Genomic DNA, 24502 nt, shown 5'->3' on the forward strand with positions numbered 1-24502 from the left:
GGCCATTCCCCAGGTGGAAAGCCGGCGCAGCGGAACGCCCTTCTGGCAGTTGGCGGGGGAGGCGGGAATGCCCGCTACGGTGGTGCGGGTGCCGGTTACCTTCCCGGCCAAGGCTTTTCCCCACGGACATCTGCTAGCCGGCCTTGGGGTCCCTGACTTGCGGGGACGCATTGGTTCGCCGGCGTATTACACCACCGACCCCGGCTTTGTTCCCGGCTACGACAACGAGTTCTCCATTGAGGTTGTGAAGCTGCCACCGGGTCAAAGCCACTGGGTGACCAAGATCTTAGGGCCCCAGGATCGCCTCTTCGGCAGCGGTTCCTACCTGGAAAGCCCGCTTTTGTTGACGCTTTCCGCCGATGGCCGGAAGCTGGAGCTGCAAACCTGCGGCCAGAAGGTGACGCTTGCGGTAGGGGAGTGGAGCCCGTGGGTCAAGGTGTGCTTTCAGTTTAACCCGTTGGTGCGGGTAACTGGCTGGTCCCGCTTTAAGCTTTTGAGCCTCGAGCCCCACCTCAAGCTTTACCTGCAGCCCATCAACCCCGACCCACTGCGCACCCCCCCGGGCTTTGACCTTTCGGCGCCGCGTTCTTGGGCTGCTGAGCTGTTTCGCCAGTTGGGGCCTTTTAAAACCGTGGGTTGGGCCATTGACACCTGGGCGCCTTCGGAAAAAGTGGTGGACGAGCAAACGTTCATGGAGGACATCCAGCACACCGAGGGCGAGGAGTTCCGCCGTCTGTTGCGTCGCTTTTTGGCAAGCCAGGACACGCTTTTGGTGCACTACTTCGAGTTTACCGACCGGGTGGGGCACATCCTCTGGCGGGCTTTAGACCCGCAAAATCCTGCGTACCCGGGGCCCGAGGCTCCGAGGTTTGCGGGGTACGTGGAGCAGGCGTACCAGCTGATGGACGAGATTGTGGGGGAGGTGCAGGAACAGCTGGGGCCTCAGGACGTGCTTTTGGTGTTGTCCGACCACGGCTTTTCCACCTGGCGCCGGTCTTTCCACATCAACACCTGGTTGGCCAGGGAAGGGTATCTGGCGCTCACCGCCCCATCGGGTCAGGTGGAAAACCTGGAAAACCTCTTCAACCGCGGGCAGTTCTGGCCCAACGTGGACTGGGGTCGCACCCGCGCCTACCACCTGGGTTTGGGCGGCCTTTACATCAACCTCGCCGGCCGTGAGCGCTTCGGCACCGTGGCCCCGGGGGAGGAGTACGAGGCGCTCCGTCGGGAGCTGGCCGCCCGCCTGGAGGCCCTGGTGGACCCGGCCACCGGTGCCCACCCGGTGTCACGGGTTTTCCTGCGGGAGCAGGTGTATCAGAGCTTTGACCCCAAGCTAATCCCCGACCTCATCGTCACCACCTCCCAGGGTTACCGCATTTCCTGGCAGAGCGCCCTGGGGGGCATGCCTGACCGGCTCTTTGAGGACAACGCGCGGGTGTGGTCGGGGGACCACTGCACCCTGGACCCGGCGGTGGTTCCCGGGGTGCTTTTCGTCAACCGGCCGTTGCTTCGCCGCGATCTTTCCATGCTGGACGTGTACCCCACGCTGCTCAAGCTGCTGGGGGTGAGGTCTTCAGAACCGCTGTCCGGCCATGTTTTCCTGTAAGCAGCGGTGGGCCTGGATTTTTCTTGCTTTTGTTATAGCTGCGGGGCACTGCGCCTGGGCTGGCCCCCAGGAGCAGCAGCTGGCCGAGCTGGAACGACAGGCTGCCGCCATTGCCCAGAAGCTCACCGAGCTTTTGGCCCGGGCCAGTGCCCTCACCAGCCGGCGGGAGCAGCTGGAAAACCAGCTGGCGGTGGCTTCCTTACGGGTACGGCAAGCGGAAACCGAGCTGCAGCTTTTGGCGGGAGAACTTAAAAACGCGCAGGAAAAGCTGGCCGCGTTGCAAAAGCAGGTGGCCGAAAAGCAGCGCCAGGTGCGGCTGCGTTTGGGTACGCTGGCAGCGGTGAAAACCACCCTGGAGCCGTACCTGGCCGTGGCTTTATGGTCAGACCCAAAGGGTTTTTCCGAAAAGCTCACCTTGCTTTTGGCGGTGGTGGCGTATCAAAAGAAAGAGCTGCAGCAACTGGAAGAGCTGGCCCGAGAGCAAAATCAGGCTCTGGCGGCGCTATCGCAAAAGCAGGAGGAAGCCAGGGAAAAGCTCCAGGAGCTGGAGGATCGCCGGCAACAGCTAGTGGCCACCAGAAGGCAGGTCCTGGCGGAGCTTTCGCGGCTGGAGGGGGAGCGTCGGCAGCAAGCCACTGCCCTTTCTGAGCTTGCGGAGGCGCAAGCCCGCCTGGAGCGCCTGTGGGGACGGGTCACGGAGGGCGGTAATTCGCTGCCGGCGGGCGTGCGGCTTCTGCGGGGGGGCCTGCCCTGGCCGGTGGAGGAGGGGCGGGTGGTGCGGGCCTTTGGTCGCTTCCGCGACCCCCGGTACGCCACCGTGGTTCTCCACCCGGGGTGGGACCTGGCGGTTCCGCCGGGGGCCGAGGTGAAGGCGGTCGCTGGCGGCCGGGTGGTTTACGCGCAGTTCTTTAAGTCCATCGGCAACCTGGTCATTGTGGCCCATGGGGAAGACGTGTACACGCTTTACGGCCGGCTTGCTACCATGTTCGTGAGCGGCGGCCAGCGGGTAGCCATGGGTGAGCCGTTGGGCCTGGCGGGCCCGGAAGCCCGCGAGAGCAACCTCTACTTTGAGGTTCGCAACGGCACGGTGGCCCAGGATCCGGCCCTCTGGCTGCGGCCGAAAGGAAAGCAATGAGCATGAAGCATCGCACCGTTTTTCTGGCAACTTCCCTCACGGTGGTTTTGGGTTTGGGCACGGTGGCGGCCCTTTCCGGCAAGCTCACGGAAGGGCGGTACAAGGCCATCGGCCTTTTCTCGCAAGTGGTGTCCTTGGTGCGGTCCTCCTACGTGGAGGAGGTGCCGCTGGAAAAGCTGGAGGAGGGTGCCCTCAACGGCCTGGTGAGCAGCGCCGATCCCCAGGGAACCTGGGTGCCGGAGGCCTATGCCCAGGAGTTCCGCGCCTACCAGCATCGACCCCTTCCCCCCTTTGGGCTGGTGCTGGCGATCCGTAGCTCCTACCCGGTGGTTTTGGAGGTGCTTCCCGGTTCGGCGGCGGCGGAAGCGGGTTTGCGGCCTGGGGAGCTCATCGAGCGCATTGGCGACCAGCCGGTGCGGGCGCGGCCTCCCTGGCGGGCATTTACCGCCCTGGAAAGGGCCGAACGCCAGGGCGAAGCGGTGGCTGTGGATGTCATCGCCCACGACCTCTCGGGCAAGCGCCCGGTGCGCCTGCAGCCCGGCAAACCCGGCGATCCTTCCCCCCAGGTGACGCTGCGGGAAGGGGTGGCCGTGGTTCGCCTCCCGGTGGTGACCCAGTTCCAGGTGGCGCGTCTGGCAGGCCTCTTGCCTTCTCCCGACACGCCGGTGGTGCTGGACCTGCGGGGCACGGCCCTGGGTGACCCGGAAGGGGTGGTGGAAGCCGCCAGCCTGCTTTTAGGCGGTGAGGTGCAGCTTCCCTTGGCTGCCCGCGGCGGTTCGACCAAGCCGGTGTCCGCGTCCAAGCCACCCACCGGTCGCAAGGTAGTCGTGTGCGTGGACCACACCACCGCCCGGGCCGGGGAGTGGTTGGCCTTTGCCCTGAGCCAAAGGGGTGTGGCCACCGTGGGCATGGAAACCTTTGGGGATACCGGCTTGCGGGTGCCCACCAGGGTAGCCGATGGTGAGCTTTGGGTGGCCCGCCACTTCTTGCTGAACCAGGAGCAAAAGCCCATCCTCGGACGGGGGTTGAAGCCCACCACGCCGGTGCGACCCAGCCTGGAGGGGGACGCCATCCTGGAAAAGGCCCTGGAGCTAGCCCGTGGCGAAGAAAAGGCCAAGGCCGCCTAAAGTTAGGCCAACACGGTCCAAAAGCTCAACCGCTTCCCCGAGCGCCTTCCGCACGCTTTTAGCGGTTTTGCTGCTGGCAGGGGTTGGGTTGGCCCTCTGGTGGGTAGCCTCCGGACGGGGCGTGCGTCAGGGGGACGACGCCTCGCGGCTGGAACATGCGGTGCGGCAGGTGCTTGCCCGGGTGGGGGCAGAAGCGGCCACGCTAAGTTGGGAAACGGGGCAGGATGCGCTGCCCACGCTGGCCGTTCAAATCTCCCCCGAGGGTAAGTTTTCGCTGCAACGCTTGACCCTGGAGCTGGAAGCGGCCTTCCACAACCTGGGGGGTGAGCTCAAAGCGCTTCCGGTTCTGGAAGCCGGCGGGTACGGCCGGGCGGCTTTCCAGGGGCTTCTGGGGAGGGCCCGTTTGCGGCTGGTGGTGTTGCGGGAGGCCGCGCCTCCACCTCCAGCGAAACCCAAGCCCAAGGGCGACAAACCCGGAAAGCTCGCCGTGATTCTCGATGATGCCGGTTATTCCGAGGCGGCGGTGGCCTCCCTGGCTACCCTGCCCCCCCAGGTAGCGGTGGCGGTGCTCCCCAACGCCCCGGCCTCGGCGGCGGTGGCCGAAGCCCTGCGAGCCCAGGGCCGAGAGCTCCTCCTGCACATGCCCATGGAGCCTGAAGGCAACGGCGCCAACCCTGGGGACGACGCGCTGGTGGTGGGGCTGGAGCCCGGGGAAGTGCGCGCCAGGCTGGAAAGGGCGCTGGCGGTGGTGGGTCCGGTGGCGGGGGTGAACAACCACATGGGCTCGCGGGCCACCAGCGATGCGGAGCTCATGCGGCACTTCATGAAGGCTCTGGCCGGGCGCGGCTTGTACTTTTTGGACTCCCGCACCACACCGGCTTCGGTGGCGGCAAGCTTGGCGCGGGAAGCGGGGATTCGCACCTTGCGCCGCGACGTGTTTTTGGACGTGGTGGAGGACGAAGGGGCCGTTCGCTCCGCCCTCGCCACCGCTGCGTCTTTAGCCCGCAGCAAAGGGCAAGCGGTGGCCATCGGCCACGTGCACCCCCTCACCTTGCGCGTGCTTCACGAGGAGCTTTCGCGCCTTTCCGGGGTGACGCTGGTGAGGCCTTCGGCCTTGGCTCACTAGCCAGCTACGAGCTGTGGATCTCGATGCGGCTTTCCACCTTGCAGTCGGGGCGCAGGGAGGCCAGGGCCGAGCAGTAGGTTTGATGGGAAAGCTCCACGGCCCTTTGGACCTTTTCCGGCGTGAGGCCTTCACCCCAAAGGTGGTAAACGATGGAAATGCCGGTGAAGTACTTGGGGTGGCTTTCGGCACGGGTGCCCACGATTTCCACCTCCAGGCGGGCCAGGTGCTGGCGCATCTTTTCGAGGATGGCCACCACGTCCATGGCGGTGCAACCGGCAATGCCCATCAGCATCACCTCCATGGGCGCTGGGCCTGCTTGGTTGGGGCGGGATGGGGAATCCAGCACGATCTTGCGGCCCGAGCCGCTTTCCGCTTCAAAGCGCAAACCTTCCTGCCAGCGTAACGTTGCCTTGGTTTGTTCGGCCATCGGTTACCTCCCGGGGCGAAAAGTATACCTGGGCGGCGGGGGCGCTCAGGAGGCCAGCTCCTGGCGGGAAAAGAGCGAAAAGAAAACCCCTCGCCGGGCCAGCAGCTGGCTGTGGCTCCCCTCTTCCACCAGCCGTCCGCGGTGGAAGACCAGCACCCGCGGGCAAAGCTGGGTGGTGGCCAGCCGGTGGGCAATGACCATGGCGGTGCGGCCGGCCAGCAGGCGCTCCAGGGCCTTTTGGATGCGGGCTTCGGTGAGGGGGTCCACGGAAGCGGTGGCTTCGTCGAGGATGACGAACTCGGGATCCCCCACCAGGGCGCGGGCAAAGGCCACCAGCTGCCTTTCCCCTACGGAAAGCCCGGTTCCCCTTTCCCCCAGCACGGTGTCCAAACCCAGAGGCAAGCGCTCCAGAAGCTCCCGGGCTTGCACTTGCTCCAGGGCCCAAAGGATGCGCTGGTCGGAAATGCCCGGGCGCCCCAGGGAAACGTTGTCACGGATGGTTCCGGCAAAGCAGTCCACGTCCTGGAGCACCACCGCAAAGCGGGAACGCAGCTCGGAGCGCCGCCAGTGGCGTACGTCCACCCCGTCCACCAGCACCTCCCCCGCCTGCGGGTCGTAAAAGCGCAAGAGCAGGTTCACCAGCGTGCTCTTGCCGGCACCGGTGTGCCCCACCACCGCCACCCGCTCGCCGGCCTGCACCGCAAAGCTCACCTCCCGCAGGGCGGGTGGGTCGTGGGGGTCGTAGGCAAAGGTCACGTGGCGAAACTCCAGGCTACCTTGCCGGGGAGGGCTTACCGGGTGAGGCGGATCGGCAAGTTCAGGCTTTGTGGCCAGAAGCTCGCGGAGGCGCACGGAAGCGGCGAAGGAAGCTTGCAGCACGTTGTAGTTTTCGGCAAGGTCACCGATGGGGCGGTAAAAGCGCTGCACGTATTGCACAAAAAGGCCACCAGCACGCCAAAGGAAACCAAGCCCTTTTGGCTCCAGCCGGCGCCAAAGTAAATGATCCCGCCGATGCCCAGAGCCGTAAGCAGCTCTACGGTGGGGTAAAAAACCGCGTAGTAAAAGATGCCGCGGATGTTGGCGTCGCGGTGTTCGGCGTCAAGCCTGGTAAATCGCCGGGCGCTTTCCCCTTGCGCCCGCAGCACCTGAACCACGGCAATGCCGGCCAGGTGCTCCTGGATGTGGGTGTTCACCGCTGCCAGCTTGGTGCGCACCTCCAGGTACACCGCCCGGGCGTGCCGGCGAAACCAGATGGCCAGAAGCACCAAAAGCGGCAAAACTGCGAAGGACACCAGAGCCAGGCGCGGGGAAAGGGAAAAGAGCACAACCACGATGCCCAAAAGCAGCAGGGTGTCGGCCAGGATGTCCACCAGCCCCGAGGTGAAAAGCTCGTTCACCGCGTCCACGTCGGAGGTCAAGCGGGTGATGATGCGGCCGGCAGGGGTGCGGTGAAAGTAGCTCAAGTCCAGGGTTTGAAGATGGGCAAAAAGCCGGTCCCGCAGGTCCCGCATCACCAGCTGGCCGGTGGTAAGCATGCTGCGTGCTTGCACCACCAGGAGCGCCGAACCCAGGCCCAAAGCCAGAAAGTAAAGCAGCGCCAGGCTCACAAAGCCCGCACTGCCGCTCTGCGGCAGGCCAAGCCAGGAGAGCACCGCCGCCACCCGCCGGGCGGTGGCGGAAGGTTCGGGCTTAACGTAAAGGTCCACCGCGGCGGCGGTGAGCAGCGGACCCACCACCTGCAGCAGCGCACCTACCGTGACCAGCAGGGTGGAGGTCAGCATGCGGTAGCGGTAGGGGTAGGCCCAGCGCAAGAGCCAGCGGAGGGCTGACCCGCGCTCGTGGGCTTCTGGACCCGGGAGGCTTTCACTCATGGGCCAGCATCCGCGGGCGTGGCGTCCAGGGGTGGGACCAGCGGCTTGCCCAGCAGGCGTCCCAGTTTTTGTCCCGCTGCCAGAAGCTGCAGCAGGCGGAAACGCGCTGCCACCAGCCGGCGACCAGGCCGGAGAACATCGGCAGCCAGCAGCGAAACGATGGCGGCGGGGATTTGCAGCACCGGCCTGGGGTTGAAAAAGAACGGCAGGAAGTCCTGATCGTAGTAGGAGCGGATGAAGGAGAAAAAGGTCTTCTGCAAACTGCGGGTGAGGGACACCGTGGGGGCCAAATCCGCAGCGTCTATCCGGCCGTGGCGGTGCAGGGCCTCGGTCACATCTTCCGCTGCCGAAGCCGCGGTGGTGGTGGCAATAAAAACACCGGTGGAAAAGATGGGGTCCAAAAAGCCGGCGGCGTCGCCAATGAGGCAAAACCCGTCACCCGCCAGCTTGGTGACCCGGTAGGAAAAATTCTGGATGGCCGAAAACGGCAAAATCGGCGAGGCGTTGGCGAGCCTCCTGGCTGCTTCCGGGGTTTCCTCCACGGCGCGCTGGAAAACCTCCTGCGGTGCCTTGCCTTGCGCTTGCCAAAACGCGACGTCCAGCACTGCACCGACCGAAACCGTATCGTCGGCAAAGGGGATGAACCAAAACCAGCCGGCTTTGGTGAGGACGATGGTGATGTTGCCGCTGGACTCGCCGGGGGGCAGCCAGACCCCGCGAAAATGGCTCACCGCGGCTACTTTCTTGTGCTTGGGGTAGGGGAAGCGCCAGCCCATGCGGGTGGCCAGGAACGCCTTTTGCCCTGAGGCATCCAGAAAGGCGCGAAAGCGAAAGAGGTGTTGCTGCCCCTCCGGGTCCCGCACCCACATCCCGGTAAGCCTCTTGCCCTCCCACTGCGGGGTTAGCGCTTCCCACCCGTGGAGAACCTGCGCCCCGGCCCTTTGAGCTCGGGACAACAAAAGCGCGTCAAACTCGTCCCGGCGAACCTGGTAGGCGTGGGGAATGGCCGGGGGCAAAGCTTCGGCAAAACGGTACTCCACCACCTTGCTGCCGTCGGCGGTGGCAAAGAAGGCCCCGGGTTTCACCCGGGTGTGGGGGAGGGCTTTGACCTCCTCATGCACCCCCAGGCGGTCAAAGAGCGGCAGAGAGTGGGGGAGCAGCGATTCCCCCACGTGAAAGCGAGGGAAGCTCTCGCGCTCCAGCACCGTTACCGTGAAGCCGCTTTCGCAAAGCAGCGTGGCGGCGGTACTGCCGGCGGGTCCCCCGCCAAGAATCAGCACATCGCAGGTGTGCTCGCTCATTGGGAAGGCCAGTATAAGCCTTGGCGCTAGCGGTGGGCGTAAGCCGGGGCCGGGGCTTTGTTTTCGTGTTCACCCACCACCAGGAACTGGTGAAAGCTTTTATAGCACTCCGGGCACACCATGCGTCCGTCCAAAAGGTCGCCGTTCACCACCTCGCCCTCCACAAACACCCCGGTGACCTCGTTCAAGCACCAGTGGCAAACGGCTTGCCGATCCTTTTCCCATCTCCAAACCGGTCCGCTCATGGTTTCCTCCGGCCACAAAGGCCCACAAAAGCTTAGCAAAAGGCTACAATCCCTGAGCGAGGAACTGCCGATGAGCTGGTCGTTGCTGGTTGTGGCTTTGCTGGCTTTGCTTGCTGCCCTGGCGGGTGCCTTGGTTCCCCGTTCGCTTCTGGGGCGGTTGCGGGTTTGGCTGGGTCTCACCGCTGTTGCCGGCCTGGGTGCGTACGCAGCTGAAAGCCTGGCCCCGGGAAGCGCCTGGGAGCGGTGGACGGCAGGGGTGGTGCTGGCGTTTCTAGCGGTTACCGCCACCCGCACGGCGCTCATCGTGCTTTTCGACTACTTCCTCGCCAAGCGGCTGGGGTTTGTGGTGCCGCGATTGACCCGCGATGTGGTGGCCGGTGCCGTGTACTTCCTGGTGCTGGTTTTTAGCGTGCAGATGATCACGGGAATGGAGCTGAAGGCGTTTTTGGCCACCTCGGCGGTGCTGACCCTGGTGCTGGGCCTGGCGCTCCAGGAAACCCTGGGCATGCTTTTTGCGGGCATGACCCTCCTGGGGGACCGGCGCCTTGCCCCCGGCACCTGGGTGGAAATGGAGGGGCTCCTGGGGGAGGTGGAAGAGCTGGGGTGGCGGGTGCTGGTGCTGCGCACCCGCCTGGGGCAGAGGGTACTGGTCCCCAACACCAACGTTACCCGCTCCCCTTTGAGGGTTTGGTCGCCAAACCAGCTGGGGGCGGTGGTGGTTCGTCTGGGCACGGCTTACGGGGCCAGCCCCGAAAGGGTGCGGGAGCTGCTGGCCGGCGTGGCCTCCACCATTCCCGAGGTGCTGTCGCAGCCGAAACCGCAGTTTTTGCTTTCAGCCTTTGGCGATTCCGCCTTGGAATGGGAGTGCCGCCTGTGGACCCGGGAGCCCTGGCGGCAAGCGGACATTGCCGATGCGTTTCTTTCCCGGGCGTGGTACGCGCTGCGACGGGAGGGGATCGAGATCCCTTACCCGCAACGGGTGCTGCACCACGCGGAAAAAGCACCCTTACCTCCGGCGGAAGCTCTTATTACCGAAGCCCTGCGGCAATGCCCCACCTTTGCCACCTTGCCTGCCGGTGCCCGGGAAGCCCTGGTCCGCAACTCCCGCCTGGTGGTGTACGGGGATGGGGAAGCGGTGGTGCGGGAAGGGGAGGCTTCCCGGGCGCTTTACGTGCTGGCCCGGGGGAGAGCAAAGGTGGTGCGCGGGGGGCGCGAGGTGGCGGTGCTGGAGGCGGGCGAGCTCTTTGGCGAAATTGCCTTTCTCACCGGTGAGCCCCGGGCCGCCTCGGTGCTGGCGGTGGGGGAGCTCTCGGTGGTGGAGATGGACGCCACCACGCTAACCCAGGCGCTGTCCGAAGAGCCCAGCCTTGCCGAAGAGCTCGCCCAGCGTATGGCGGAGCGAAGCGCTGAGCTGCGGCGCCTGGCGGAGCTGGCCGAAGCACAAAGCACCTCGGAGCTCAAAGGCACGCTTTTGGCCCGCCTCAAGCGGCTGATGGGTGTGGGGACGAACTAACGACCTGAAGCCAGCAAGAGACCTTTACGCACAGGCGGTGTTTCAGTGGTTTGTTGGAGCGCCACCCGGCTTGCAGAAAGCGGCTCAAATGCTTTCAGGCTAGAAGGGGACGTCGTCTTCCACTTCCGGCGGCAACTCCGGCGCTTCTTCAGCGCCCCCTTCGGCAGCGCCCTCCCGGCGACCCAAAAGCTGAATGGTTTGGGCGCGAATTTCCGTAAAGTAGCGGCGGTTGCCCTTGTCGTCATCGTAGGTGCGGGTGCGCAGCGAGCCTTCCACGTAGACCTGCCGGCCTTTGGTCACGTACTGCTGGCAAAACTCCGCAAGCTTGCCCCAGGCCACCACGGTGTGCCACTCGGTGTGCTCCTGACGGTTCCCGTCCTTGTCCCGCCAGCGTTCGTTGGTGGCCACCGAAAACCGAGCTACGGCCACTCCCGAAGGGGTATGGCGCAGCTCCACTTCTCGACCGACGTTCCCCACGATGATGACCTTGTTCACGCTCATCGTCTCCTCCCGGCGCGGACGGCCCCTTCACCTTAGCAAACACCTCCCTCCATCGCAAGCAGCCGGCCAACCCGGCATAAACGGACATTGGTCTACCGTACCCAGACGCCACCTGTTGCCGGGTCCTTTCGACGAACTAAGCGCTGACAGAGTTTGCGGCAACTATTGCTACAGGTCATTTTCTTTGAGAATCCCGCTTTTTGTGGGCAGGTCCGCGCACCGTTGTCGGGTTATATCCACCGCTTGGTGAATTTGCAGTAGTTGTACTCATCGATCGTTTTGAGCGGATTTCTCCCAAGCGCCTGTTCGCCACCAAGGCTTTCAACCTGAGCCTTCACGATTTCCATGAAACGACAGTACCTGTCAGCGTTTCTCCCTGTCTCTTTTAACGTTAAGCCGTATCCCTGCGCAATAGCGCGATCCCAAAGGGGGAAGAACCTCGGCGCTAGGAGGTGGAGGGACTTTGCCGCACCTACTGGCCCAAGTACCTCCTCGAACGCTCTGAAGACGCGCGATACATCGGGTCTATCGTCGGGGCTGAAGGTTTCTATGGAGCGTTTTCGGAACGCTAGCAGAACCGCGTAATTATCAGCGATCAGCTGCTCTATTTCGGAAAAGTGCTGGCCATCGAACTTTTTGTATTGGTAAAACATTTTGTTCCACGTCTGCAGGAGAACCGCCAAGGCTTCGGCAACGCTCAACGATACCTTGCCCTCCAAGGCTAGCGTTACAAGCTCCGTTGCGGCCCGGTAGAAGAGATCGCGCGGCTCGTGGATCTCGAACGCTTGCCTTCCAGCTTGGATTTTCTCGACGCTCAGTGTTGGTCTACCGTTTTTCTTGGCCATAGAGAGCCTACCTTTTTTCAAGCCGACCTCGGGTCAGAAGCGCCCAAGTAACACCGGCTCTGGTTGGGCTGTTCACACGGTTCCCGATGATTAGGCCCGGAAAATCGAGGTACTGAGCGGAAGTTCGTTGCTCTGGGGCGGTTTCTTGCTTTTGTACCGCGAGTAGTGCCATTAACGCCGCCACCGTGAACGTCCCGAAAAACGTAAGAAAATCCAAATAAAAAAGAGAAACCAAAATCGCGCTTTCGGCATCCAACTTGAATGCAGTAGGACACGGATAGCCTTCGCGAAGCCGATGCGTCACGTTAAGCCCAAAACAGAATACGTTCGAAGGGTACGGTGCGACTGAATCCATAGAAATGTCGTGTTTCATCGCGTCCGTAAGCTGAGAAGGTACGGACACGCAGCCGCTCGTTTCTTCTCCCGCTGGACTACAAAGAACGGTGCGGAAAAGCACCTCTGGCTTCATGGCATCTCAAGTTAATGAGCTTTAAAGCCGTTGTCAACAAGCTTGTATTCCTGCAGAGATTGTGGCAGAGCTTGGCGGTTCAGCGAGACTGGGCTGGTATCTGATGCTTAAGGGCACGGTGCGAACGCTTGGTGGTGTAGAACATTAGGAAATTGCCAATTTTCCAGTTGGAAAGGCTGAGGTTGGAGAACGGCAGATCGAGGTGGAAGTTAACCAGCATCGCCTGGAGGACAAATTCCGCGCTCCACGTAAGGGTTTTCTTTGGGTGAGAGCGGGTGGGTCCAAAGGTGTTCGCGGTCGAGGGCTTGGAAGGTTTTTTGCCGTTTAGAGCAAGGCGTTAAAGCCGCAGTTGGTTACTAAACAATGCAGGGTGTTGACGAACTGGCACCATCGGCACCGAAAGAGATGTTCAGACAAGCGCCTTCCTGAAATCCCCACGTTTCCAGCAAAGAAGGATGCCAAGCCCGTAAGGCCGAGGTCACACGGAAGCGCTCGGGAATAGGCGAAATCATTGAGCGGCTGAAACTCTCGACACCAAAATAAACCCCATCCGTCACCGGGTGTGGCATGGCCCTCCGCTCACCCTACCACCGCTCCTTGCTTTTTTCTCGCTGGCGATTTGGCTTTTTCCGAGCCGAAAACCGCTGGGGGGGGTTAGTTGAGGCGATTTCACGGGCTCCTCCACGCGGGTCATCCAGGACCAATCGCTAGTGGTCGTTCCAACCGTGCTTGACAGCCAGGCAAAGGCACAGTCATGCGCTAAGGGGCTGGCGGGAACTGGTGCGGGGCGGCTAAGCCCATTTAATAAAGGCGCAAGGCTATCCGCCACTTTGCCAGCTCCGGCTCAGGGGTAATGCCAGACTGCTGCGGCTCCGATTCCGCCGTTCTTCCCGGGGCCCTTTGGGGGGCGAGACCTTGAACACGCATAAAGAGGCTTCCGGTTTCGGAAATTCAAGCGCCTGGGTCGGCAAGTTTGTGCCATAAACCCAAAAGCATTGGGCCGCGAGACCCTTCACTACCTCCGGGTCTTCCTGCCAGATGCCTGTTTCTACTTGCTCTTTTCTATCACCGTGAGCTCGGGGAAGAACTGCTTGAGAGCCTCCACCGCTGCCTGGATGGCTCGGTTTCCGCCCCGTTCACGCTCCGCATCTTCAAACTTGAATGTTTCCCCCGCAATCATCTTGACCTTAAGCTGGTGGCAAAAGCTGCTGGTGCCGGTGGTGGTGCACACCAGATTGATGGCGCGAATTCCCTTCGGGTACAAGGTTAAATTCCCACGGGAATCTTCCTTGTCAACCCAGCGGATTTCCTCCCGGGAAATCACCAGCTTCCCTACGTGGTCCTTTTTGCCAAAACCACGATCGAGGATTAACCCGTCAACCTCGCGGGTGGGCTCCGGGGTGGGCGTGGGGGTTGCCGAGGGCGTGGGCGTTGGCGTCGGTGCCAGTTTTGGCGAGTTCATGAGCGCGGAAATGATGGATTCGGGCACCCCGTTGTGTTTTAAGTAAAGCAAATCCTTCGTCGTAAGCTTAAAGCCCGGCTGCATGGTACCCACGTGCTCGGCAATCAGCGACTCCGAAAGCCCTGCCCGCACCAGCTCCACAATTTGCACGAGCCGAGCGTCGTCGGGTTGGAGTGGGACGGGCGTGGGCTGGGCAGGGGCCGGAGTCGCAGTGGGTGCCAGTTCTTGTGCCGCCGAAAAGCTGGCCAATCCCGCCAAGAAAACCAGGGTCGCTATTCTTAGGTGGTGCATTTTTAGCTCTCCCTCCTTAGGTTCTTTTGACCTTCACGCTGCATTTTATCACCGCTCTCGCGCCTCCACGCACAAGCCAAGCGGCACCTGCCCATGGCCCAGGGACCGGGAAGCTGACCAACGGCGTGGTAGATTTCGCCCATGGGTACGCAGCGGACGCTGGTGACCGCCACCACCGGTATGGCACTGGTGACGGCGGTTTCGCGGGTTTCGGGGTGGCTACGGGACAAGGTGGTGGCGTCCTACCTGGGTGCGCAGGGGATCGGCGATGCCTTTGTGGCGGGCTTTCGGGCTCCCAACCTCTTCCGTCAGCTTTTGGCCGAAGGGGCGCTGCACGCCACCTTCATCCCCACCTTGGCCGAGATGGACAAAGGGGGGCAAAAGGACGAGGTTCGCCGCTTTGTGGCCGCCATGACCAGCACGCTGGTGCTTCTTGCGGGCTTGGTGGTAGCGCTGGGGATGTGGCAAGCGCAGTCTTTTGCCAACCTTTTGGCCCCTGATTACCGGGCCATCCCGGAAAAGCACGCCCTCACCGTGTACTTCACCCGCTGGTTGTTCCCGTACCTGGGATTTATCGCTTTGGCGGCGTTGGTGCAAGGGGTGCTAAACGTCAGGGGGAAGTTCCTCCTTTCGGCGGCTACCCCCATTTTTCTCAACGCCTCCATAGCTTTGAGCGTTTTATTTGCCGCCTGGCGAGGCTGGCCTTTGGCACCGTGGCTGGTCTTTGGCGTGCTCCTGGGCGGTTTTTTGCAGTTTGCCACCCAGTGGGTGGCAGCGGCCCGGGTGGGTTTGCCCGCAGTTCCCGGCGGCGGGGCTTTCCTGCACCCCCAGGTGCGGACGGTGCTGCGTAAAGCTTTGCCTTTGCTTTTGTCCTCTGGCATTTACCCAATCACGGTTTTCCTGGCCACGTACTTTGCATCTTCGGCAGGGGATGGGGCGCTCTTTTGCGTGTACGCCGCTTCCCGCACCAACGAGCTGGTGTACGGGGTGATCGTGGTGCAGCTTTTCACCGCGCTTTTGCCAACGTTAGCACGGGACGAAAACGCCGACGAAACCTTCACCTTTGCCCTGCGCGTGCAGTCGTTCGTGGTGTTTCCGGCGATGGTTTTTCTCATGGTTTTGGCGCCGGCGGTTTCCGGTTTGCTTTTTGGAGGTGGTCGCTTTGGACATTGGGCCGTGACCACCACGGCGCAGGCGCTTGTGGCTTTTGCCGCCGGCATGCCGGCGTTGGCTTGGGTGAAGTTGGCATCGGGGCGGTTTTACGCGGTGCACGATACCCGGTCGCCGGTGAAAGCCTCGGTTTTGAGCTTGCTGGTGTTTGCCGCGGCCGGTTTTCTTTTCACGCCCCGATGGGGAGCACCAGGGGTAGCCGCCGCCACCAGCCTTTCTCAGTACGTGGCCGGGTGCTACCTGTGGTGGCGGCTGAGCACAAGCGGGCGGGCGCCAAAGCGGGAGCTTTTTTCCTCGCTGTGGCGGCATGCTTTGAGCGCTGCGTTGATGGCGGTAATCGTCAAGCACCTGGCGGACCAAGTGGAGTTTCCGCTGGTAACCAGCGTGCGCGGGGCCCTCATGGTGTCGGGTTTTGGCCTTTTGGGCCTGGCGGTTTATGTCGTGGGACTGTGGCTTACCCGGGCCCCAGAGCTGGTAGAAATTAAAAGGCTTCTGCAACGGAGGCAAGCGTGAAAGCGGTCATCCAGAGGGTTTCCCGGGCGGAAGTGCGGGTAGGCGGGCAAAGAGTTGCGGAAATTGGCAGGGGGTTGTTGGTTCTGGTGGCGGTGGAAAAAGGGGACGGCCCGGAAGTCGTCGCTAAGGCCGCCGAGCGCTTTGCAACCTTGCGGGTTTTTGAGGACGAGAACGGCAAGATGAACCTTTCCCTTGGGGAAGTGGGGGGCAGTGTGCTTTTGGTTTCGCAGTTCACCCTGGCAGGCTCCATTGCCCGGGGGCGCCGCCCCTCCTTTGATGGTGCCGCCCCACCGGAGGTGGCCCGGCCGCTTTTGGAGTCTTTAGCCGCAGCTATCCAAGCCCACGGTGTACCGGTGAGCACCGGTGTGTTTGGCGCCCACATGGAGGTGGAGCTGGTGAACGACGGGCCGGTGACGCTCATTTGGGAAAGCAAACCGGCTGCAGGCTAAGGCACTACCTTGATGGGTTCGGGGGTAAAGCTCAAAAGGAAAATGACCCAGCTCGCGACCACCACCCACCTACGGTCTTCGGGGAAAGGGTCGTCCTCTCCGGGCACCCAGGGGTGACGAACGCCCATGACCAGGGCCACCATGGCCCAAACCCACCAGCCCGTCCACTTAAAGCCCAGGAGCACCAAAACCACCAGAAGCGGCCAGGCCACCAGGCGGTGAATCCGTCCCAATGCAGCGTAGGTGATGTGCCCCCCGTCCAGTTGGCCAAAGGGCAAAAGGTTTAGAGCCGTGACCAGAAGGCCAATCCAAGCGGCGTAAGCGGTGGGGTGGAGGAGCAAATCGGCGCCCTGCGCCAGCTCCGGGTAGATCATCCGGGAGAGAAGCTTAAACAGGATGGGCTCACCGAAAACCAAGTAGCCGCCCTTGGGCAGCTCGTGCACCACCTGGGATTGCAGGATGCCCCAGACCAGCACCGGCAGGGTCAAGACAAAACCGGCAATGGGGCCGGAAGCACCCACGTCCACCAGCTCCCTTTTGGTCATGAGCGGCGAGCGGATGCGGATGAAGGCCCCCATGGTGCCAATGCCGAAGGGCACCGGGATAAAGAACGGCAAGGTGGCGTCCAGGTAGTGGCGGCGGCAGGCCACGTAGTGTCCCATTTCGTGGGCCAGGAGGATGGCCATGAGGGGCAGGGAAAAGGCCAGTCCAGCGGTTAACACCTCACGGTCGGTGATAAGGCGCCAGAACAGCGAAAAGCCCGAAAACCCCTTGCTCGCCAGACGAAGCTCCACCTCGCTGGAGGCAAACATCAGGCCGCCAACGGTGGAGGTGGTGGCCAGGGTCGCCAAAAACAACGCCAGGTGCAAAAGCAAGCGCCCAGGGGAATGGCGCGGGGGTTGCGGCCTTAAGACCCTGAGCAGGGCACCATCCGGTGCCAGGATTTCCACATGTTGATCGGCCACAGGAACTAGCCTAACTCGCGGAGGGCCTTCCCCGGCTTAAAGCGGACGGTCTTTCCGGGAGGGATCGGGACCTCCTGCCCGGTACGCGGGTTCCGCCCCACCCCACGCTTGCGCTCCTTCACCAGGAAAACGCCAAAGCCACGCAGCTCAATGCGTTCTCCCCGCACCAGCGCTTGCCTCATGCTTTCGAAAATTGCGTCCACAACCTCGGCCGCTTTTCCCTGGGGCAAGTCAACGGTTTCCCTCACTGCCTTCACGAGGTCCGCTTTGATCATGGTTGCCAAACCTCCTCCGCCAACTGCGGGCGGAAAAGCCTAGTGCTCCACTTCCCCTGCTGTCAAGCTCGAAACAGCCTTGAGTTTTTGTCGCACCACCAGCATTTCCAAAGCCAGACCTGCCAGGCGAGCCACTTCCTGAAGTTGCGGCACGGAAACATCGCTCACACCATCTTCCCCGCGGTCGAGCCAGAGGAAGGCCACGGTTTTCCCGCGCACGCGGATGGGAACCACCGCTGCAGCGGCGGGCGGGGGTGGCCCCAGGGCTTCCAGCAGCGCTTCGTTGCCCTCGCCACCCACCAGCGGGCCCACGTGCATCTCCATTCCCCGGCTCAGGTTCAAAAACACCGAGGGGCGGTCCAGGGGGAGGATGAAGGTGTGGAGGTCCTCGTCCACCAGATCCAGACCTCGCCCCATCCATCCCATGACCTTGCCGTGGTGGAGGGAAAAGAGCGCCACCCGCGTGCCTTCCTCCGCCAGCGCGGCAAGCACTAGCTTGCCCACCTGATCGCGATGGGTGCAGCTGGCCAGGGCTTCCCCCAGGTGCGGGATGTGCTGGCGTACGGGCGTTTCTTGCGTGCTCACCGGAGCCAGGGCGGGGAAGGTGGCCACCGCCGCAGGAGGAGCCGGCCAGGGTGGGGCATCCAGCGCTCGGAACAGCTCCGGTCCGCTGGCTTCCAGTTGCCAGAACTGCCTCCATTGCCGCTCCCGGCCGCGGGGTGGACCGGGAGGTGCGGTGCCCGCTTCGGCGTGGGGGACCGTGGGCAAAGCCAAAGCCACCGAAAGCGCCGCTTCGGTGGCCACGTGCGGCCGCACCACCATGCCGGTCATGCTGGCCAGCTCGTCCAGCACCACCAGGTCGTTGGGGTTGAGCATGGCCACGTCCAAATTTCGACCCTGGCGGGCAAAGGGCACCACCATATGGCGCTTGGCAAAGCTCAAAGGGATCAGCGTGCGGATTTCCCGCGGGGCCGCCGCCAGCTCCAGGGCGCTCACCGGCGGGCACCCGGTTTGCTCCGCCAGGGCTTCCAGCAGCTTCGATTCGGTCAAAAGCCCCAGGCGCATGAGCCAGCCGCCCAGGCTGCCCCCGTGCCGCCGGCAGGCTTCCAGTGCCGATCGCAAACCGTCGGGAGAAACGAAGCCCTTCTCCAGCAAAATCTCGCCAAGCCGCCTCACGTTTTTGCTCCTTGGGGAGTATAGCCGTGTTTTGGGGTCAAGGTCACCGTAACCCTAGTTTCTGAAAGATGGTGGGCCGCACCTGCCGGTACATCACCAGCGCGTCTTCGCCGTTTTGGTAGTAGCGGGGGCGGCGACCAATGATGCGGTAGCCCAGGTAGCGGTAAAGGTTGATGGCCCTCTGGTTGGAAACCCGCACTTCCAGGGTAAGGCCAATCCCGCGCCGGCGTTCGGCTTCTTCCTGGGCAGCGTTTAAAAGGGCGGTGGCCAAACCCATGCCCTGATAGCGGGGGTGAGTGGCCACCTTGAGGATGTGCAGCTCGTCCACCTGCCAGCAGGCAAAAAGGTAAGCAGCAAGCTCACCGTTGGGTGCAAACACCAACCGCTGAAACCGCTCCGGCTGCCCCACCTCGCTGGCAAAAAGCGCTTGCGGCCAGGGATCGGGGAAAACCAGCGCCTCCAGCTCGGCTACCGCCGGAAGGTCCGAGAAGTGCGGCTCGCGCCAGACAAAAGGCTCCGGTAAGGCCGCCATCAGGGTTCCCTCGAGGCCGGGAAGGCTTCCACGTAGCTGGGCACCAGGGTGCTGCTGTCCGGGCTTTCCAGCTGCACCCCCAGCGCCAAGAGCGCTTCGGCCGGCGTCCTGCATGTTGAAGCCACCTTGACTTCGGGGGGCAGCTTCAACCCCGGTGGAGCCACCACCGACAGAGGCTGGCTTGCCAGCTCTTCCTGGCGAAGGATCTCAACGGGTGCAGTGGCTATCCAGCCTTCTTTGCAAACGAAAGGCTGTGCGTAAAACCAGCCTTTGCGGGCCGGTTGCACCGCCAAAACTGCCGCCTCAGCGCTGCGGGCAGCTTGCACCAAAAGCGAGGAAAAGCCGTGCACCGGCAAGTGGCAGGCCTGGGCAAACCCCCAGGCGCAAGCCAGGGTGTTGCGGATGCCGGTAAAAGACCCCGGTCCGGTGGTAGCCACCACCAGCTCCAAATCCGAAATCTTGAGCTGGGCCGCCTGCAAGACCTGGTGAACCGCTTGCAGCAGCAGGTTGGCCCGCGGCTCGGGGCTGGCCAGAGCCACCACAGAAGGGGCAGCAAGCGAAGGGGAAGCCAGTGCCACCTCCACCCGTCCGGCACAACCCAAAAGCGCCAGCACCGTTCTCACAAGCCCATTGTGCCATGGAGACCGCAAGCTGCAAGCTCTTCTGTTGTGGGAAAATCCATGGGCGATAGCGGGTTTTGGAAAGAGGAGGGGCTATGAGCGAGCATCGCAAGGAAAGGGACACGCTGGGCGAGGTGATGGTGCCGGCCGAGGCTTTGTACGGCGCACAAACGGCCCGAGCGGTGGCCAACTTCCCTGTCTCCGGCTGGACCATGCCGGTAGCTTTTCTCCGCGAGCTGGTGCTGGTCAAAAAAGCCATGGCCGTGGCCAACGGCGAAAAAGGGCTGCTCCCCCAAGCCTTGGCCAACGCCATTGCGGCTGCCGCCGATGAAGTGCTGGAAGGAGGGCTCTGGCAGCACTTTCCGGTGGACGTCTTCCAAACCGGATCCGCCACCTCCACCAACATGAACGTCAACGAGGTTCTGGCCTTTTTGGCCAACCGCCGGTTGGGTTCCGGGACGGTGCACCCCAACGACCACGTGAACCTGGGGCAGTCCTCCAACGACGTGATCCCCACCGCCGCACGCATGGCGGCCTTCCAGGCGGCAAGCCAAAAGGTGATCCCGGAAGCCCAGAGGGTGGTGGAAACCTTGCGGGCCCTGGCCCAGCGCTACCGCGCCACCGTCACCCTGGGGCGCACGCACCTGGTGGACGCGGTGCCCACCACCTACGGCCGCATCTTCGACGCCTGGGCGCGGCGTCTTGCCCGCGCCTGCGAAAGGTTGCAGCGGGACCTGGAGCCGGTGGCGGAGCTCCCGCTGGGGGGAACCGCGTTGGGTTCGGGTTTAAACGCCAATCGGGAAGCTACCGGAAAAGCGGTGGAGCTGCTGCGCCGGTGGACAGGAGGCCCGTGGCGGCTGATGGCCAATCCGGCGGTGGGCATTGCCGGCTGGGACGACCTCCAGGCGCTGGCGCAAAGCTACGGCCACCTGGCGGGGGTGCTTTTTGCCCTGGCCCAGGACCTGCGCCTGCGCAGTTCGGGACCTTACGGGGGTTTGGGAGAGCTGCAGCTGCCGGCGGTACAGCCGGGCTCCTCGCTGATGCCGGGGAAGGTGAACCCGGTGATTCCCGAAGCGGTGGCGCAGGCCGCCCTGGAAGTTCGGGGGTTAGTGCAAGCGGTGACCGAAAGCCAGGCCCTTTCCCAGCTGGACCTCTTCCACGCCGGGCCGCTTTTGATTTGGAACTTGGACACCTCCGCCCAGCTTTTGTCTTCATCTTGCCGTGTGCTGGTGGATCGCTGTCTGGCCGGCCTGGCGGTGAACGAAGAGCGTTGCCGGGAGCTGGCCTCCCGCTCGCCGGCCCTGGCCACAGCGCTGGCCCGGGAAGTGGGCTACGAACAGGCGGCGGCGGTGGCCAAGCTGGCGCAAGCCCAATCGCTTTCGGTGCTGGAAGCCGGCCGGCGTTTGGGAATCGCCGAGGAGTTGCTGCAGCGGGTCTTGGATTTGGAGCGGCTGGCCGGTGTGGTGAAAGAGGACAGCTGAACCGCCGGGCAAAACCAGCTCCCCTCCCGTGCGTACAAGGGGCCATGACGTGGGGGAGGGAGGCACCATGAAAATTCGGCTTGCGGTTTTTTTGGCGGTTTTTTGGAGCCTCGGCAGCGGTGCCGAGGCCCTGAATTCCCGACAGGTCTTTGGCCTGAAGGCCCGCAGCATCGGCCCGGCGGCCATGAGCGGTCGCATTGCCGCCATTGACGCCGTGCCGGGAAACCCGGTGACGATTTACGTCGGCGCGGCCACCGGCGGCGTTTGGAAGTCCACCGATGGGGGGCTCACTTTTAAGCCCATCTTTGACCACGAAAAGGTGGCTGCCATTGGCGCCGTGGCGGTGTCGCCGGTCAACCCCGACCTGGTTTGGGTGGGCACCGGCGAGGGCAACCCCCGCAACTCCGCTTCCGTGGGGTACGGGGTCTGGCTTTCCCGGGACGGCGGAAAGACCTGGAAGCACGTGGGGTTGGAGAAAACCGAACGCATCCACCGCATCATTCCCCACCCCCGGGACCCCAACGTGGCGTACGTGTGCGCCTTGGGCCAAATGTGGGGGGAAAACGCGGAAAGGGGCGTATTTAAAACCACCGACGGCGGTCAAACCTGGAAGAAAGTGCTGTTCGTGGACGAAAAAACCGGCTGCGCCGATTTGATTGCCGATCCCCAAAACCCCGACAAGCTCCTGGCGGCGATGTGGACCTACCGGCGCTGGCCGTACTTCTTTAAATCTGGCGGCCCAGGTTCCGGCTTGTTCCTCACGTACGATGGCGGGGCTTCCTGGAAGAAGCTTACCCCCAAGGAAGGGCTTCCCGAAGGGGAGCTGGGGCGCATTGGGCTTGCCGTTTGTGCCAGCAAACCGCAGGTGGTTTACGCGCTGGTGGAAGCCAAAACCAACTTGCTGCTGCGCTCGGAAAACGGCGGTGAAAGCTTCGAAAAGGTCAGCGAGGGCTCGCGGGTGGGCAATCGGCCTTTCTACTACGCCGACATTTACGCCGATCCGGTTTGGCCCAACCGCATTTACGACCTGGCCACGCGGCTGGCGGTTTCCGATGACGGGGGGAAGACCTTCCGCCCGCTGGCCACCGGCCCTGCCGGCATTCACTCCGACTTCCACGCCATGTGGATCAACCCCCAAAACCCCGAGCACCTGATCGTGGGCAACGACGGCGGCGTAGCGGTTTCCGAAAACCGCGGTGAAACCTGGCGGTACGTCACCAACCTGCCGGTGGGCCAGTACTACCACGTGAACGTGGACATGGACCGCCCCTACCACGTGTACGGCGGTTTGCAGGACAACGGCTCATGGCGCGGCCCCTCGGCGGTTTGGGAAACCGGGGGCATCCGCAACCACCACTGGCAAGAGGTGGGGTTTGGCGATGGCTTTGACGTTTCACCGGATCCCGAGGACTCCATGCGCGGCTACTCCATGAGCCAGGAGGGCTACCTGCGCCGCTGGAACCTGCGCACCGGGGAGCAAAAGGACATCCGGCCCGCGGGGCCTCCAGGGGTGAAATTGCGCTTCAACTGGAACGCCGGCTTTGCCCAGGACCCCTTTGATCCCGCCACCATTTACTACGGTTCGCAGTTTGTGCACCGCTCTCGGGACCGCGGGGACAGCTGGGAAATCATCTCCCCCGACCTCACCACCAATAACCCCGAATGGCAAAAGCAAAGCGAAAGCGGTGGCTTGACCCCTGATGTCACCGGCGCGGAAAACTACACCACCATCCTCACCATTGCGCCCTCGCCGGTGCAGCGGGGGGTCATCTGGGTGGGCACCGACGATGGGCGCATCCACGTCACCCGCGACGGCGGCCAGACCTGGGTTTCGGTGGAGAAAAACGTCAAGGGTGTGCCCGCCAACACGTGGATCCCCCACATCGAGGCCTCCAAGCATGCGGCGGGGCGAGCGTACGTGGTGTTTGACGACCACCGTCGCTCCAACTGGACGCCCTACTTGTACGTCACCGAGGACTTCGGTGCCACCTGGAAGAGCCTCAACACCACCGAGCTGTGGGGTTACTGCCTGGTGGTGGAGGAAGACCCGGTGGACGAAAACCTCCTGTTCGTGGGGACCGAGTTTGGCCTTTACGTCTCCCAAGATCGGGGCAAGAGCTTCTGGCGGTTTGAAAACGGCCTGCCCACCGCCTCGGTCATGGACCTGGTGGTGCACCCGCGGGAGCACGATCTGGTGATTGCCACCCATGGCCGGGCGCTCTTCATCGTGGATGACATTTCGCCCCTCCGCGGGCTCTCCCAGGCGGTGCTGGCGGAGCCACTGCACCTCTTCCCCATCCAGCCCGCCCAGCAGTACCGGCGAAACCAGGGTCCGGGACCGCGCTTTCCGGGAAATACCGAGTTCATAGGGGAAAACCGTGCCTACGGGGCGCTCATTGCCTTCAGCCTCAGCGACCCCGAGCTGCCCGAGTACGACCCCGAAGAGGCCGAAACCCAGGCCCGGTCCCGCGGGGATCGGCGGGACGAGCAGGGGGAAGGGAAGGACAAAAAGCCGGAAGCCACCATCACCGTGACCGACGCCCAGGGGAAAGAGGTTCGCACCTTGAAGGTCCGGGTTTTCCGGGGCCTCAACCGGGCGGTTTGGGATTTGCGGCGAGAGGCGTTCAAAGAGCCACCCCGGGAAGAGGAGCAATGGTGGCGGGAGAGGGGTGGCCCGGAAGTGCCACCGGGGACCTATACCGTGACCGTGGCGTACAAGGACCACAAGGCCCAGGGCACGGTGGAGGTACTGCCCGACCCGCGGCTTTCGGTGGCAGCGGAGGCACGAGCCGCAAAATGGCAGGCCATTTTGGAAGCCGGGGCGCTGCAGGAAACCGTAGCTGAAGCCGTGGGGAACCTGGTGGAGCTCCGGGAAGATCTGAAGACCGTCTCCACCAAGCTGGCCCGCCGCATGGAAAAGGAAAAAGAAGCGCAAAAGGGCAGCAAAGGCGAAAGCACCGCGGGTAAGCTCAAGAAACAAGCGCAAGAGCTGGTGCGGCGCACCGAAGAGCTGGAAAAGCTGTTCCGCGTGCCACCAGGGACCAAGGGCATTGTGGACTTGGGTGATGCCCTTTCCACCATCCGTGAGGCCATGGGCGGGCTGCAGTCCTCCTGGGATGCCCCAACCCCCGCGCAAATGGCGACGCTTTCGGAAGGGCGGGCCAAGCTGGCCAAGGCGCTAGCGGAGCTTGAAAAGTTCCTCACCCAGGAGGTCGCGCCGTTCCGTCAGGCGGTCAAGGAGGAGGGGATTTCCTTGCTTCCGGAAACCAAAGTCCCCAGCTTGCCAGCGGCCCCATGAGGTAAGCGCTGCAAGCCTTTCTGCAGGTAAAAACGGCGGCAAGCCTTCGGGCTTGCCGCTTTTCTTTTTTTAAAAGCTGCCGCAGGAAATGTGGGGCCGCCGCT

The 24502-nt window shown here is 63.3% G+C and carries 23 protein-coding genes; 9 read left to right on the plus strand and 14 right to left on the minus strand.

The genetic code is table 11. The features are described 5' to 3' along the window. From EG19_RS05275 to EG19_RS12480, 4 genes are all read left to right on the plus strand, one after another. A partial coding sequence (locus EG19_RS05275; RefSeq protein ID WP_038048338.1) for an alkaline phosphatase family protein occupies positions 1-1606 on the plus strand: 1606 nt, incomplete at its 5' end. After that, positions 1593-2741 (plus strand): murein hydrolase activator EnvC family protein, encoded by a 1149-nt coding sequence (locus EG19_RS12475; RefSeq protein ID WP_053334932.1) that lies wholly within the window; start codon positions 1593-1595, stop codon positions 2739-2741. The genes EG19_RS05275 and EG19_RS12475, both read left to right, overlap by 14 nt. 2 nt (positions 2742-2743) lie before the next feature. Beyond that, positions 2744-3868: a S41 family peptidase gene (locus tag EG19_RS05285; RefSeq protein ID WP_038048339.1), complete on the plus strand. Its 1125-nt coding sequence runs from the start codon at positions 2744-2746 to the stop codon at positions 3866-3868. Positions 3869-3989: 121 nt separating this feature from the next. Continuing rightward, complete coding sequence (locus tag EG19_RS12480) at positions 3990-4994, plus strand: divergent polysaccharide deacetylase family protein (RefSeq protein WP_161685407.1); 1005 nt, start codon at positions 3990-3992, stop codon at positions 4992-4994. Between the two features lie 4 nt (positions 4995-4998). Here EG19_RS12480 and EG19_RS05295 read toward each other — a convergent pair whose 3' ends face one another. Genes EG19_RS05295 through EG19_RS13640 form a run of 5 tightly spaced genes read right to left on the minus strand, consistent with a single transcriptional unit; the run spans position 4999 to position 8838 of the window. Beyond that, positions 4999-5421, minus strand: coding sequence for an OsmC family protein (locus EG19_RS05295; RefSeq protein WP_038048341.1), 423 nt, complete (start codon positions 5419-5421; stop codon positions 4999-5001). Positions 5422-5466: 45 nt separating this feature from the next. Continuing rightward, entirely contained in the window at positions 5467-6300 is an 834-nt protein-coding gene (locus EG19_RS12485) for an ABC transporter ATP-binding protein (RefSeq protein ID WP_161685410.1), read from the minus strand. After that, positions 6213-7292, minus strand: coding sequence for an ABC transporter ATP-binding protein (locus tag EG19_RS12490; protein WP_053334935.1), 1080 nt, complete (start codon positions 7290-7292; stop codon positions 6213-6215). Before EG19_RS12490 ends, EG19_RS12485 begins: the two co-directional genes overlap by 88 nt. Further along, positions 7289-8593 (minus strand): NAD(P)/FAD-dependent oxidoreductase, encoded by a 1305-nt coding sequence (locus EG19_RS05305; protein ID WP_053334936.1) that lies wholly within the window; start codon positions 8591-8593, stop codon positions 7289-7291. The genes EG19_RS12490 and EG19_RS05305 overlap by 4 nt, the downstream gene beginning before the upstream one ends. Before the next feature lie 26 nt (positions 8594-8619). After that, entirely contained in the window at positions 8620-8838 is a 219-nt protein-coding gene (locus tag EG19_RS13640) for a hypothetical protein (RefSeq protein WP_038048343.1), read from the minus strand. Positions 8839-8908: 70 nt separating this feature from the next. On the opposite strand from EG19_RS13640, the gene EG19_RS05315 reads away from it, so the two are divergent. Further along, a complete protein-coding gene (locus tag EG19_RS05315) occupies positions 8909-10351 on the plus strand; it encodes a mechanosensitive ion channel family protein (protein WP_038048345.1) in 1443 nt (480 codons plus the stop codon). Positions 10352-10450: 99 nt separating this feature from the next. On the opposite strand, the gene EG19_RS05320 is transcribed toward EG19_RS05315, so the two are convergent. The 4 genes from EG19_RS05320 to EG19_RS05330 form a co-directional block, all read right to left on the minus strand. Continuing rightward, complete coding sequence (locus EG19_RS05320; protein ID WP_038048347.1) at positions 10451-10852, minus strand: single-stranded DNA-binding protein; 402 nt, start codon at positions 10850-10852, stop codon at positions 10451-10453. A gap of 230 nt (positions 10853-11082) precedes the next feature. Beyond that, positions 11083-11697 (minus strand): hypothetical protein, encoded by a 615-nt coding sequence (locus tag EG19_RS05325; RefSeq protein ID WP_038048349.1) that lies wholly within the window; start codon positions 11695-11697, stop codon positions 11083-11085. Positions 11698-11704: 7 nt separating this feature from the next. Beyond that, complete coding sequence (locus tag EG19_RS13385) at positions 11705-12166, minus strand: hypothetical protein (protein WP_152543932.1); 462 nt, start codon at positions 12164-12166, stop codon at positions 11705-11707. 1048 nt (positions 12167-13214) lie between these two features. After that, the gene (locus EG19_RS05330; protein WP_038048351.1) at positions 13215-13919 is read right to left on the minus strand and encodes a hypothetical protein; all 705 of its coding nucleotides are present in this window, start codon (positions 13917-13919) and stop codon (positions 13215-13217) included. Between the two features lie 141 nt (positions 13920-14060). On the opposite strand from EG19_RS05330, the gene murJ reads away from it, so the two are divergent. Both murJ and dtd read left to right on the plus strand, forming a co-directional pair. Then, positions 14061-15602 (plus strand): murein biosynthesis integral membrane protein MurJ, encoded by a 1542-nt coding sequence (gene murJ / locus EG19_RS05335; protein ID WP_038048354.1) that lies wholly within the window; start codon positions 14061-14063, stop codon positions 15600-15602. After that, entirely contained in the window at positions 15599-16051 is a 453-nt protein-coding gene (gene dtd / locus EG19_RS05340; protein ID WP_038048356.1) for a D-aminoacyl-tRNA deacylase, read from the plus strand. The genes murJ and dtd overlap by 4 nt, the downstream gene beginning before the upstream one ends. Here dtd and EG19_RS05345 read toward each other — a convergent pair. Genes EG19_RS05345 through tsaB form a run of 5 tightly spaced genes read right to left on the minus strand, consistent with a single transcriptional unit; the run spans position 16048 to position 19622 of the window. Next, positions 16048-17016 carry a site-2 protease family protein gene (locus EG19_RS05345; protein ID WP_053334937.1) on the minus strand — a complete coding sequence of 323 codons (969 nt, stop codon included), beginning with the start codon at positions 17014-17016 and terminating at the stop codon, positions 16048-16050. The two genes, dtd and EG19_RS05345, sit on opposite strands and share 4 nt — an antisense overlap. 5 nt (positions 17017-17021) lie before the next feature. Next, the gene (locus EG19_RS05350) at positions 17022-17291 is read right to left on the minus strand and encodes an HU family DNA-binding protein (RefSeq protein ID WP_038048358.1); all 270 of its coding nucleotides are present in this window, start codon (positions 17289-17291) and stop codon (positions 17022-17024) included. 39 nt (positions 17292-17330) lie between these two features. After that, complete coding sequence (locus EG19_RS05355; RefSeq protein ID WP_038048360.1) at positions 17331-18467, minus strand: GspE/PulE/PilB domain-containing protein; 1137 nt, start codon at positions 18465-18467, stop codon at positions 17331-17333. Positions 18468-18510: 43 nt separating this feature from the next. Then, positions 18511-18999, minus strand: coding sequence for a ribosomal protein S18-alanine N-acetyltransferase (rimI, locus tag EG19_RS05360; RefSeq protein WP_053334938.1), 489 nt, complete (start codon positions 18997-18999; stop codon positions 18511-18513). After that, positions 18999-19622, minus strand: a complete 624-nt coding sequence (tsaB, locus tag EG19_RS12495; RefSeq protein ID WP_161685414.1) for a tRNA (adenosine(37)-N6)-threonylcarbamoyltransferase complex dimerization subunit type 1 TsaB — start codon at positions 19620-19622, stop codon at positions 18999-19001. The genes rimI and tsaB overlap by 1 nt, the downstream gene beginning before the upstream one ends. A 92-nt stretch (positions 19623-19714) precedes the next feature. On the opposite strand from tsaB, the gene EG19_RS05370 reads away from it, so the two are divergent. Both EG19_RS05370 and EG19_RS05375 read left to right on the plus strand, forming a co-directional pair. After that, positions 19715-21100, plus strand: coding sequence for a lyase family protein (locus EG19_RS05370; protein ID WP_038048362.1), 1386 nt, complete (start codon positions 19715-19717; stop codon positions 21098-21100). Between the two features lie 67 nt (positions 21101-21167). Continuing rightward, positions 21168-24398, plus strand: a complete 3231-nt coding sequence (locus EG19_RS05375) for a WD40/YVTN/BNR-like repeat-containing protein (RefSeq protein WP_038048364.1) — start codon at positions 21168-21170, stop codon at positions 24396-24398. Positions 24399-24502 lie beyond the last annotated feature (104 nt).

This window comes from Thermoanaerobaculum aquaticum (assembly GCF_000687145.1).
GTDB lineage: Bacteria > Acidobacteriota > Thermoanaerobaculia > Thermoanaerobaculales > Thermoanaerobaculaceae > Thermoanaerobaculum > Thermoanaerobaculum aquaticum.

Bases quoted from the DNA above. Each gene is read 5' to 3' on its own strand.
- EG19_RS12475 (WP_053334932.1), top strand. From the start codon at position 1,593: ATGTTTTCCTGTAAGCAGCGGTGGGCCTGGATTTTTCTTGCTTTTGTT.
- EG19_RS05330 (WP_038048351.1), bottom strand. From the start codon at position 13,919: ATGCACCACCTAAGAATAGCGACCCTGGTTTTCTTGGCGGGATTGGCC.
- EG19_RS05285 (WP_038048339.1), top strand. From the start codon at position 2,744: ATGAAGCATCGCACCGTTTTTCTGGCAACTTCCCTCACGGTGGTTTTG.
- EG19_RS05315 (WP_038048345.1), top strand. From the start codon at position 8,909: ATGAGCTGGTCGTTGCTGGTTGTGGCTTTGCTGGCTTTGCTTGCTGCC.
- rimI (WP_053334938.1), bottom strand. From the start codon at position 18,999: ATGGCGGCCTTACCGGAGCCTTTTGTCTGGCGCGAGCCGCACTTCTCG.
- EG19_RS13385 (WP_152543932.1), bottom strand. From the start codon at position 12,166: ATGAAGCCAGAGGTGCTTTTCCGCACCGTTCTTTGTAGTCCAGCGGGA.
- EG19_RS12490 (WP_053334935.1), bottom strand. From the start codon at position 7,292: ATGAGTGAAAGCCTCCCGGGTCCAGAAGCCCACGAGCGCGGGTCAGCC.
- EG19_RS05375 (WP_038048364.1), top strand. From the start codon at position 21,168: ATGAAAATTCGGCTTGCGGTTTTTTTGGCGGTTTTTTGGAGCCTCGGC.
- EG19_RS05305 (WP_053334936.1), bottom strand. From the start codon at position 8,593: ATGAGCGAGCACACCTGCGATGTGCTGATTCTTGGCGGGGGACCCGCC.
- EG19_RS05320 (WP_038048347.1), bottom strand. From the start codon at position 10,852: ATGAGCGTGAACAAGGTCATCATCGTGGGGAACGTCGGTCGAGAAGTG.
- EG19_RS05325 (WP_038048349.1), bottom strand. From the start codon at position 11,697: ATGGCCAAGAAAAACGGTAGACCAACACTGAGCGTCGAGAAAATCCAA.
- EG19_RS13640 (WP_038048343.1), bottom strand. From the start codon at position 8,838: ATGAGCGGACCGGTTTGGAGATGGGAAAAGGATCGGCAAGCCGTTTGC.
- EG19_RS05350 (WP_038048358.1), bottom strand. From the start codon at position 17,291: ATGATCAAAGCGGACCTCGTGAAGGCAGTGAGGGAAACCGTTGACTTG.
- murJ (WP_038048354.1), top strand. From the start codon at position 14,061: ATGGGTACGCAGCGGACGCTGGTGACCGCCACCACCGGTATGGCACTG.
- EG19_RS05370 (WP_038048362.1), top strand. From the start codon at position 19,715: ATGAGCGAGCATCGCAAGGAAAGGGACACGCTGGGCGAGGTGATGGTG.
- EG19_RS05295 (WP_038048341.1), bottom strand. From the start codon at position 5,421: ATGGCCGAACAAACCAAGGCAACGTTACGCTGGCAGGAAGGTTTGCGC.